Here is a 10,146-nt window from a genome sequence, read left to right as displayed (position 1 = left end):
GGCGGCATGATGAGCAACCCGTATCAGACGGGCGCTGTCAATGCCGCGAATGACGCCATCACGCGTTCCTATCAGACCGCGACGGCGCCGCAGACCGCGAGCGCGTTCGAGGGCGCGGGCCGGTACGGGTCGGGGGCATATGGCAACGCCGTGAGCCAGAATCAGCAGGACTTGGCGACGCAACTCGGCAATACCGACGCGAGCATGCTCAGCGGCATGTACCAGCAGAACATGCAGAACATGATGGCCGGCGCGCAAGGTCTCTCGCAGAACTACAACGTTGCATCCCAGCAGCAGCTCGCGGGCTCGTCGAACGCGCCGAACGTGGTGAATTCGATCAACGCGGCTGGCACGAACCTATACAACATGGGCGGCAATCAGCAGGCGCTCGAACAGGCGCAGATCAATGCTCCCTGGACGCTACTCAACAATTACTCGAATCTCATCCAGGGGAATTACGGCGGCACGACAAGCACGCCGTACTACCAGAACCAAGCGGCCGGCGCGCTGGGCGGCGCGGCGAGCGGCGCAGCGATCGGCAGCACGTTCGGCCCGTGGGGAACCGCAATCGGCGCCGTCGGCGGTGGCCTGATGGGCGCGTTCTCGGATCGACGCTTGAAGGCTGACATTGAGTCGACTGGCGCGCGCCTGGATAACGGCATCCAGCTCTACCGCTACCGCTATCTGTGGGATGCACCGCGCATGCGCCGCGTTGGCGTCATGGCTGATGAGGTTCGCCGCATCGTTCCGCAGGCAGTCGCGCGCGATGCGAGCGGTTTCGACATGGTGAATTACGACGCGCTTGGCGCGGGGCATCTTCTGCGGGGTGAAGCATGAACAACACGTTCGGATTTACGGCGCCCGGCGCGCAACAGCAATACCCGTTCTACACGCAGCAGAACCCCATGCAGTATCAAGGGGCGATGCCAGCGGCCATGTTCGGCCCTGGAGCTCAACCCATGGGTGCGGTTCAAACCCCGGGCTTTAACCTGGGTGGACTCGGGATGATTGGCGCCAATCTGACTCAGCAGGCACAGAATCACCAGCGCCCAGTCGGTGTCGGGGGCGCAATCGCAGGAATGGCGCCGGGCCTCATGAGCCTCTTGCAACAGAATCCGCAGCTGATGCAAAGCATGGGCGGCGGGCTCGGCGGATTGATGGGCGGCATGGGCGGCATGGGCGGCGGCGCCGCGCCGGGGGCATGACATGGCCGGACTCATGGATCTCTTCAATGGGGGCGGGGCTCCATCCGGTGGGTTGATGGGCGTCTACGCCAACCCGAACACCGCGGCTATGCTCGGGCTCGGCCAAGGGCTTCTGCAAGCGTCGGCGCCGTCCCGTATCCCTGTATCGATGGGTCAAGCGCTCGGGGCCGGTGTTCAAGGGCTCGGGCAGGGCGCGGCAAACGCGATCGCCACGCAGCGGCAGATGCTCCAAATGCAGGCGTTGCAGGGTCTCATGGGGGCAGCGCAAGGCGGCGCACCCGCGCAAGCTGCGCCAGCTTCAGCATCGACGCCGATGCAGCCCGTCATGGGTGCCGCGAACGCGCCGGGGATCTCTGGTCTATCGTCAGGCATGCAAGGGCTCGCCCCGACCCCGCAGGACGCCTCTTCGTCAGCGGCATCGGCTTACCCTGCCGCCCAGCCGTCCGGGCCGCTCATCATGGGCCGCACGCCGGCGCAGCTCTTCCAGCAGGGGCTGCTGTCGACCTATGCCGGTCTGCCGGGCGGCGGCGATCTGATGCGTATCGCGGTCGAGCACGATCCGTCGCTTGCCGCCATGATGCCGACAGACATCACAAAGATGGGCATGCAGGGGGGCATGACGCCCGCCGAGATTCAGGCGGCGAACCGCGGTGGGGTGGCGCACGCGACTTACATCGCGCCGGTCAACGCGCGGCCCGGAGCGATCCTGCGCGATCCGCTCACCATGCAGCCGATGGCGTTCAACCCGAACATTCCCGCCGGCGCGACTCCGTTATTCGATGCCTCGGGCAACGTCGTCGGGGTCAACTCTATTCCGGGGGCCGCTGGTGTCACGCAGCAGATGGCCGCTGCCAAGACGGCCGGCGAGGGTTCGCAATTGCCGTTCACCGGCGCCTATGACGCCCAGGGCAACCCGGCACCTGTCATGAGCCGCACGCAGGCCGCCACGGGGGAAATGCCGGCACCGCTACGCAGCAACAATCCTGGCGCCATGATGCCGGGCGGTCACCTCGCGCAATACCCGGACATGCAGACCGGCATCCAACAGATGGATTCGAATCTGGCTTCCTACGGCAAGCAGGGCGTCAATACTCTTGCTGGCGTGATTTCGAAATGGGCCCCCTCGAACGAGAACGACACCCAGGCATATATCCAGGACGTGTCGCAGCGCTTGGGCATCAAGCCAGATCAGCCAATCGATCTCTCGAACCCCGCGGTGCGGCATATCGTGTCCACGGGGATCATGCTGCACGAGAATGGACCTCAGGCATTCGTGGGCGGCCAGCAGGCGGCCGGCGGCCAGATTTACGGCGCGCAGCCGATGGGCGCAAATACGTTCGCGCAAGGCCAAGTCAAGCAGATGCAGGACCGATTCGGCCAGTTGCGCGATTCGAACGCTGCGGCGCAGACGGTGCGCTCGCAGCTCGAAAACATCATGTCGCTCGCACCGTCTGCGATCACCGGCGCCGAGGCGGATCGCCGTTCTTATGCGAACGGTCTTCTCTCGCTGGTGGGAATCCCGGGCGCGAACGATGCGAAGACCGCAACCGACCTGCTAGACAAGTACAGCAACCAGATCGTCGCGAAGCTGGGGCAGGGCGGCCTGGGCACCGATGCTGCGCGCGCGATCGTATCCGCAGGCAACCCGAACAAGCACATGACGGTGGATGCTATCCAGGAAGCCGGCCGCAACCTCAGCGCGCAATACGCCATGACGCAGGCGAAGACAGCCCTTCTGATGCCGTTCGCAAACGGGAATGACCCGGCGAGCTACACGAAGGCCGAAACGACCTTCGACAAGAACGCCGACCCACGCATCTGGGAATGGCAATCGATCCAAGACCCCGCCGCGCGGCAGAAATTCGCCGCGGGCGTGCTCAAGCAGGACCCGAAGTTCGGCCAGAAGATCAAGGCGCTTGAACAGTTGGGAGCGTTCCAATGAGCACCGCCGATCAGTTTGCAGCGGACGCAGCTTCGGCTGGCGTCGCGCCGACTCAGTCCGTTTCGCTTGCCGATCAATTCGCGGCGGACGCGGCGGCGGGGTCGAAGGCCGCACCGAGCGCAAGCCCGGCGTCGGCAGCGGGCGGCTCGGGCGCCGCGGCAGTCCCAACCGCTGCCGGGCAACAGCCGGGAATGCTCGCTTCGCTGGGCGTAGGCCTTGGTCATGGGGTTGGCACGACGGCAATGGGGATACAGCAGCTGATCGGCCGCGGCATGCAGGCGCTGGGCGGAATCGGTGAATCGCCGAACCTCACCAGCACTATCACTGGGCAGCAGCCGATGAATATGATCGGACGCGCGGGCCAATGGCTCACGCGGGACGCCGAGCACGGCATTGCGAACCTCAACGCGCAATATGCCCCGTACAGCAAAGCGAATCCGATCACGGCCGGAGCTGGCAATATCGGCGGTCAAATCGCCGGCACGCTGCCTACGCTGCTCGCGGGCCCGGAATACGCCGGCTTGTCGTTGGCTGGAAAGGTGGGACTCGGCGCCGCACAGGGCGCCGCGGGCAGCGCCATGATGCCAGTCCAGAACCCGGGCGATGACTTCTGGAAGCAGAAGGCCGAACAGGTTGGGTTGGGCGGCCTGCTCGGGGGGGCTACGCCGCTCGTTGCGGCCGGCGCGCGCGCGGCCGGGCGAGGGATCTGGGATGCTGTGCAGCCCGTCGTGCAGCCTACCCGATATGTCGGCGAAGGACTGGCAAACGCGATGGACCAGTCCGAGGCGGCGCAGGCGGCGTCGAATATCCGCGGCTCGCAGCAGTTCGTGCCAGGATCGCAGCCGACCACCGCGCAGGTCGCGCAAACGCCAGTCATGGTGCAGACCGAGAAGGCGGCCGGGAATATCCCAGCGTTCAAGACGGCGATGGCGCAGCGCTCGATCGACAACAACGATGCGCGCTGGCAGGCGCTGATGGGGGTGGCGCAGTCTCCGGCCGCTTTGCAAGCGGCGCAGGATGCGCGCGCGGCGGCGACGCAGCCGCTCTACGATGCCGCGCATCAGGCCACGACCAATGTCGGCAAGGGATTCGTCAACTTCGCGCAGCGCCCCGCCGTTCAGCAGGCCATGCAGCAAGCCGATCAATTGGCCCGCAATGAAGGCGTGCAACTGCAATGGCCGACGCCGCAGAACCGAGCAATCAGCGGGCAGGCGCTCGATTACACGAACCGCGCGCTCGGCGACATGATCGACGCCGCGAAGCGCAGCGGCAACAATCAGCAGGCGCGCGCGCTGACCGACGCACAGAGCTACCTAAAAAGTTGGACGCAAACCTACGTCCCAGGAGTGCGCCAAGCGGCGCAGAAGTATGCCGAAATGAGCGTGCCGATCAACACGATGGAAGTCGGGCAGCAGATCGCGAACGGACTCGGTACGCGCGCGATGAACGCCGGCGGCGCGCCCGAGATCCAGATGATGCCGTTCCGATCGGCGCTCACGAGCGCGATGAAGGGTGCTCAGTATGGGGTCGACCCCGGCGCGCTTCAGTCATTGCAGGGCATCGGCCAAGACCTACAGCGCGCGACGGTATCGAATGCGATCCGCTCTCCCGGCAGCGACACGGCATACAACCTCGCGGCGAACGGCTGGCTCGCGCGCCAGCTCTATGGTCCCACGTTCGGAGGCGCCGGAAATCTCGCGAAGGGGGTCGGCGCCCTTGGGGCCACGGCGCTCGGACACCCGATGGTGGGGCTCGGCATTCTCGGCGGCGCGAACAAGGTGGGTCAGATGGTCGGCGGTCGCCTGCAAGACCGCCTGACAGGCCTACTTATGGATCCGAATGCGGTTCTTCCGTACCTCGATGCTCGTGCTGCCGCGGCGGCGCAACAGATTCCAGGTCCGCTTATGCAGGGGCTCCTGAATTACGGTCGTCCAGCCGCCGTGAATGGGCTTCTTGGCGGCTTCCAGAATCCCGGCAACAAATGAGACAAGGGCCACGATGCCGAGCTTCACGAGGCCGACCATCAAAACGTCGTGCATTGAAATCTCCGAACCCCGCCGCGCGCGGGGTTTTTCATTATAGGTGATCCGAAATGGCACTTTGGCAGTGGTCCCCGACGCCTGCGAACAACGCCACGGCGGCAACGAATATCAACTGGGCGGAAGGGCAAGCGCCGTCGACCGTGAACGACTCCGCGCGCCAGATGATGGCCGACGTGGCGACGCAGTTCCAAAACGGCTGGGAATGGCTGAATTTTGGCGACACGCCGACCTACGTTTCGACGACGCAGTTCACGGTACCCGGTAATTTGACGGCGCGGTACACAGTCGGTCGCCGCGTCAAGGCGAAGGTGAGCGCCGGCACGATCTACGGCACGATCTCTGCGTCTGCATATACGTCCCTGACCACCGTCACGGTGACGTGGGACGGAACTAGCGTTCTCGATAGCGGGGTGTCTGAGGTCGACGTAGGGATCATGGACCCGGCCCATTCGTCCCTACCGGCCCTTTCCTCGCTGTCAGTCAGCGGAACCACACAAACGCCAGTCACCTTCAGCACGACGAATTCCTCCGGGTACCAAAAAATGTCGTGCAGCGGGGGGGCGAAATACCTTGGGGTGGTGGGTAACAGCTTCGTGGTCGTCAATCAGGCCAATACGGCGGTCTTGCTGACGATCGACGACTCGGGGAACCTCACATCCACCGGCGGCATTCAAGCGAACTCTGATGAACGCTTGAAGACCGATTGGACCGAGTTGCCGTCCGATTTCATCGAGCAACTGGCCGGCGTCCGCAGCGGCACGTATTCGCGCATCGACATTGACCAGCGACAAGCCGGCGTCGGCGCGCAATCGTTGCGGTCCGTTCTGCCCGAGGCGGTCCATGAAAGCGAGAAGGGGATTCTGTCGGTTGCCTACGGGCAAGCCGCGCTCGTGGCTTGCGTCGAGCTCGCGAAGGAAGTGATTCGGCTGCGCGCGCTCCTGGAGCCTGCCGCATGACGCTCCCCGCCTCCTATCCGCTATCCATGTCGCAGATCGCGACCGAACTCGGTCGTACGCTGCCGCTATCGCTTCTCGATTCGTGGGTGATAGCGCTCGCGGGCAAGAGCGGCGCGCCGGTTAGCTTTGGTGACTTGCTCGGGAAAACCGGAAGAATAGACGGTAATTTCTCCGTATCAACCACGGGCATACCAACCAACATTGATTATCTAAATCTTAGCTCCCACCAATGGTTCGGAGGAGGGCTTGCTACGCAATCTGTTTCTCAGACAAAAAATAATGGGGCTGGTGTAACTTCAATACAGTTCACTGTATCGCCAAACTGGACTGGGAAGATATCCGTAAAAAATAACACAACAGGAGTTAGCGGAATATTCTCTATGGCTAACTCTACAACTTGGCAAACGGCAACCAATCTTGGAACAAATTTCCTAAGAGAGGCATTCACCGACAGCTTCACCATCCTACCTTCCAACTGATATCGGGGATCAAATGGAACAAACCGTCATGGCACAAATCGCTGAGATCAAGGGGCGCGTGGATGAGCACGACGACGATATTGCAAGGCTCGATGATGCGGTCAAGCGACACGATGAGTTGATTTCAGGGTTGCGCGAGGCAATCGGCCGGGTTGCCACGAAAGACGACATTATCGATTTGCGCAAGGACATCAGCCAAACGCATGCGAAGCAGATGTCAGACGCCCAAGCATCGATTCCAGGTAAGTTTGCGGCGCTCTTCGGTGGCGGGAGCATGCTCATTGCGCTCGCCGCGCTGATCTTCGAGTGGGCGATTAAAAGCCATGGATGACGACTTGATAGAAGGCCAGTTCGATTTAATCGACGACCGACTTAAGTACATGAATGATCGTCTCGACATCCTCGAAGGCGATCGAGAAGTGCGTAAAGCGCGCGCTCTGGAGTGGCTTGTTATCGGCCTTGTGGCGCTTGAGGCTGTGTTCGAAGTGTTGATGTATGTCCGCGGACACTGAGACGCTCGGGCAGCGCGCCGCCGACTTCACGGCAAAGCTCGTTGGCAGTTGGCCTTTCATCATCTGGCAGTCGGCCGCGCTCGTCGCCTGGATTGCCCTGAACACAGGGACGCTCACCGGGCATTGGGACGAATATCCATTCGTCTTCCTGAACCTGATGCTGTCGTTCCAAGCAGCCTATACCGGACCGATCGTCATGATCTCGCAGAACCGGCAGGAGCAAGTCCAGCGCCGTCTCGTCGAGGATATCTACCGAATCGGTCAGGCAACGCTCGCGATGGCCGAGGCGCAGCGCGACATGCTTTCCACTCACTCAACACTGCTGCGCATGATCCGCGAGCAGGACGAACGCATCCTGAAAACGCTCACCGAACTGAAGGAGGAATGATGGAATGGCTCGACAAAGCGATTGAACTCGCCAAGGAATTCGAAGGATGCCGTCTGGAGGCATACCCGGACCCAGTCTATGGATGGCGCCGCGCGACGGTCGGATATGGCGCCACAGGCCCCGCGATCATCGAGGGAACAACCTGGACGCAGGAACAAGCCGATGCCGATTTGCTGTATCGAATGAAGGGCATCGGCGCGCACATCGACACGCTCGTCACAGTGCCGATCAGCGACGAGCAGAAAGCCGCGCTTTGCGATCTGGCTTACAACATCGGCCTCGGCGCATTCGGCAGTTCGACATTGCTCGCCTGCCTGAATGTCAATCACATGCAAGGCGCAGCGGATCAATTCGTGGTCTGGACGAAAGCTGGCGGCGTCGAACTTGCCGGACTCGTGAAGCGCCGGGACGCCGAGCGGGCGCTTTTCACCCTCGGAGCCGATTTCTCAAAGGAGCCTCAACCGCAACAGGAGGTGCAATCGTGAACCAATCTTCACCCGTCACAACGGGCGCGGCCGCCGTCAGCGGCGCAATGATCGGCGGCGTCATCGTATGGGCGTGCGGCGCGCTCAAGATCACCGCCCCGCCGGCGGACGTAGCCGGCACCATGGGCGCGCTGGTCCTGGCTGGCCTACACGTCGTCTGCAACGCGGTTTCATCGCGCTCCGCCAAGCAGGCAGAGCCGAATCCCGGCGTTCCCGCCACTCCCCAGCAGTAATCCCCCAACCGAAAGGAACCACCATGAAACGCATGCTGCTCATCGCGGCAGGGTTAGCCCTGGCCGCTCTTTCCGCTTGCTCGACGATGCAACAGCAGAACGCCGCCGGCAATCTCGCGAAGCTCCAAACCACGGTCGTCAACGGGTGCGCGGTCGTTCAACCGACGCTGCAAAGCATCGCCGTGATCGACCCGGCCGTGGCCGCTGCTGCAACCGCGAACGGGCTGTTCTGCTCGACGGCAGGCGCTATCACGGTCAGTTCGGTACAGACGCTTCTCGCAACGGGCGTTCCGGCGATGGAGAAGGCCATCAATGAATCGACGCAGATTCCCGCGAACCAGAAGCCTCTTTTCATCGCTGCCATCGGCATCTTTTCGCTGACGCTTCAGAACGCGATGACGGTGTATGGAGAGCCGGCCGCCGCATCGGCTCCCGCAAAATGACACCGCGGGACTTCGCCATTCTCGCGCAAGAGGCCTACACCGCGTCGCCGGATATTGGCAAAGCGGACAGCGCCTCGCGCGCGATTGTCCGGCAGACAGCGGCCGGGCTCGTCGTGGCCTTCCCGGGCACCGACAACGCTGCGGGCTTCGTCGCCGATCTTGACGCCATTCCGATGGCCGTCGCCGGCGCAGGAGACGTGCACAGAGGATTCTGGTTGGCCTGGCAGGCAATATCGGTGGATGTGCTCGCCGCGATCAACGGGAGGCCAGTTACGCTCGTCGGGCACTCCCTCGGGGCGGCCATGGCGATCATGGCGGCCGTTGAAATGATGATCTCGGGCATCCGACCGACAGCCGTCTATGGCTTCGAGCCGCCCCGGGTTTCTCCCGGCTGCTCCGTGCGCGCGCTGCTCTCGCCTGTGCCTATGTGGCTGTATCGGAACGGGGGAGACCTCGTGCCGAATCTGCCGATAGGCTGGAAGCATCCCGGCGCGCTTGAGTTCATCGGGACGCCGGCTCTTCCGAATCTGGAAGATCACCGCATTGCGCAGGTGATTTTTGCGCTCCAAGCTCACGCAACTTCCCCTTAGCCTTGTCGCAATACCGCCAGATGATTTCTTGCGTCGTGCCTTCGTCGATCATGCGCTGAACGTTGTCTAGCAGATTGATCGCAGTTTTGATGAGGTCTGTCATGGGTCTCTCGGTGCAATATTTCGGACAGATTATCGCCTAAAACGCGATCCGACCGAAAATCACAGGGTGCCGGTGTCCGCCGACTCGCTTCGGAATGACGATTACGGCATAATCACTTGGGAACGCACCTCAAAAAAGCGTTACGAATCAAAGGTCGATTTAGTCTATCCGTTCCCAAAAGTCTCGCCAAACCAAGACGCGTCAAGGATCGATGTATCGGATTGTGATTCCTGTCGTCGTGGGTTCGAGTCCCATCAGCCACCCCAATAAAATCAAGCCTCTCGACGCCTTTCTCTGGGTTTACGTACAGTACAAAATTCCCAAAATGGGAATCACAGCGCGCGGCGTTTGACGATCTTCGTCCGATCGTAGACCCGCGCCGTCGTCGCTGGATTGGCGTGCAGGTCCGGTAATGCCCCTCTTTCTGCCTTGTGCTGCGTCACGTAATAGGCCCGCAGATCGTGGAACGTGAACCGCGCATGAATCACCTTGGCGTTGATCGCCGCCTTCACTAGTTTCGACCACATGGCCTTAAATCCTCCGGCCGTGTAGTGCGTGCCGTGGCGGTTCGAGAACACGTATAGACAGTCGTTCTTTCTGGCCGCGCGCAGGCGCTCCAGAAGCTCGGCGATGGCCGGCGTGATCTCGATATGCTCGATGACCTCTCCGCGCTTCTTGCCGCGCTGCTTGGCGCGCTTCACGCGAATCACGCCGGCCTGCTCGTCGATCTGCGGCCAGGACAGGTCCAAGAACTCGGCCTTGCGGTTG

14 protein-coding genes are annotated in these 10,146 nt (G+C 62.3%); 13 read left to right on the top strand and 1 reads right to left on the bottom strand.

Features of this window, described 5'->3' with window-relative positions; translation table 11 throughout:
- The 13 genes from ACTHL0_RS05890 to ACTHL0_RS05830 all read left to right on the top strand — a co-directional run.
- A partial coding sequence (locus ACTHL0_RS05890; RefSeq protein WP_440565697.1) for a tail fiber domain-containing protein occupies positions 1 to 837 on the top strand: 837 nt, incomplete at its 5' end.
- On the top strand, positions 834 to 1,205 hold the full coding sequence (locus tag ACTHL0_RS05885) for a hypothetical protein (RefSeq protein WP_440565695.1): 372 nt from the start codon (positions 834 to 836) through the stop codon (positions 1,203 to 1,205). The genes ACTHL0_RS05890 and ACTHL0_RS05885, both read left to right, overlap by 4 nt.
- Before the next feature lie 13 nt (positions 1,206 to 1,218).
- Positions 1,219 to 3,147, top strand: coding sequence for a hypothetical protein (locus ACTHL0_RS05880; RefSeq protein WP_440565693.1), 1,929 nt, complete (start codon positions 1,219 to 1,221; stop codon positions 3,145 to 3,147).
- Positions 3,144 to 5,132: a hypothetical protein gene (locus ACTHL0_RS05875; protein ID WP_440565691.1), complete on the top strand. Its 1,989-nt coding sequence runs from the start codon at positions 3,144 to 3,146 to the stop codon at positions 5,130 to 5,132. Before ACTHL0_RS05880 ends, ACTHL0_RS05875 begins: the two co-directional genes overlap by 4 nt.
- Before the next feature lie 107 nt (positions 5,133 to 5,239).
- A complete protein-coding gene (locus ACTHL0_RS05870; RefSeq protein WP_440565689.1) occupies positions 5,240 to 6,145 on the top strand; it encodes a tail fiber domain-containing protein in 906 nt (301 codons plus the stop codon).
- The gene (locus ACTHL0_RS05865) at positions 6,142 to 6,624 is read left to right on the top strand and encodes a hypothetical protein (protein ID WP_440565687.1); all 483 of its coding nucleotides are present in this window, start codon (positions 6,142 to 6,144) and stop codon (positions 6,622 to 6,624) included. The genes ACTHL0_RS05870 and ACTHL0_RS05865 overlap by 4 nt, the downstream gene beginning before the upstream one ends.
- 13 nt (positions 6,625 to 6,637) lie before the next feature.
- Positions 6,638 to 6,955 (top strand): hypothetical protein, encoded by a 318-nt coding sequence (locus tag ACTHL0_RS05860; RefSeq protein ID WP_440565685.1) that lies wholly within the window; start codon positions 6,638 to 6,640, stop codon positions 6,953 to 6,955.
- Positions 6,948 to 7,136: a hypothetical protein gene (locus ACTHL0_RS05855; RefSeq protein ID WP_440565683.1), complete on the top strand. Its 189-nt coding sequence runs from the start codon at positions 6,948 to 6,950 to the stop codon at positions 7,134 to 7,136. The genes ACTHL0_RS05860 and ACTHL0_RS05855 overlap by 8 nt, the downstream gene beginning before the upstream one ends.
- Positions 7,120 to 7,524, top strand: coding sequence for a DUF1003 domain-containing protein (locus ACTHL0_RS05850; RefSeq protein WP_440565681.1), 405 nt, complete (start codon positions 7,120 to 7,122; stop codon positions 7,522 to 7,524). The genes ACTHL0_RS05855 and ACTHL0_RS05850 overlap by 17 nt, the downstream gene beginning before the upstream one ends.
- A complete protein-coding gene (locus ACTHL0_RS05845; protein ID WP_440565679.1) occupies positions 7,521 to 8,009 on the top strand; it encodes a lysozyme in 489 nt (162 codons plus the stop codon). Before ACTHL0_RS05850 ends, ACTHL0_RS05845 begins: the two co-directional genes overlap by 4 nt.
- Positions 8,006 to 8,242, top strand: coding sequence for a hypothetical protein (locus ACTHL0_RS05840; RefSeq protein ID WP_440565677.1), 237 nt, complete (start codon positions 8,006 to 8,008; stop codon positions 8,240 to 8,242). Before ACTHL0_RS05845 ends, ACTHL0_RS05840 begins: the two co-directional genes overlap by 4 nt.
- Before the next feature lie 23 nt (positions 8,243 to 8,265).
- On the top strand, positions 8,266 to 8,685 hold the full coding sequence (locus tag ACTHL0_RS05835) for a hypothetical protein (RefSeq protein ID WP_440565675.1): 420 nt from the start codon (positions 8,266 to 8,268) through the stop codon (positions 8,683 to 8,685).
- Positions 8,682 to 9,275 carry a lipase family protein gene (locus ACTHL0_RS05830; protein ID WP_440565673.1) on the top strand — a complete coding sequence of 198 codons (594 nt, stop codon included), beginning with the start codon at positions 8,682 to 8,684 and terminating at the stop codon, positions 9,273 to 9,275. Before ACTHL0_RS05835 ends, ACTHL0_RS05830 begins: the two co-directional genes overlap by 4 nt.
- Positions 9,276 to 9,710: 435 nt before the next feature.
- Here ACTHL0_RS05830 and ACTHL0_RS05825 read toward each other — a convergent pair.
- Positions 9,711 to 10,146: tyrosine-type recombinase/integrase (locus ACTHL0_RS05825; protein ID WP_440565671.1), on the bottom strand; the 436-nt coding region annotated here is incomplete at its 5' end.

It is taken from the genome of Trinickia sp., from assembly GCF_051961175.1.
Classification (GTDB): domain Bacteria; phylum Pseudomonadota; class Gammaproteobacteria; order Burkholderiales; family Burkholderiaceae; genus Trinickia.
Note: the sequence above shows the minus strand (reverse complement) of the source record. Positions and strands in the feature narration are given on the sequence as shown.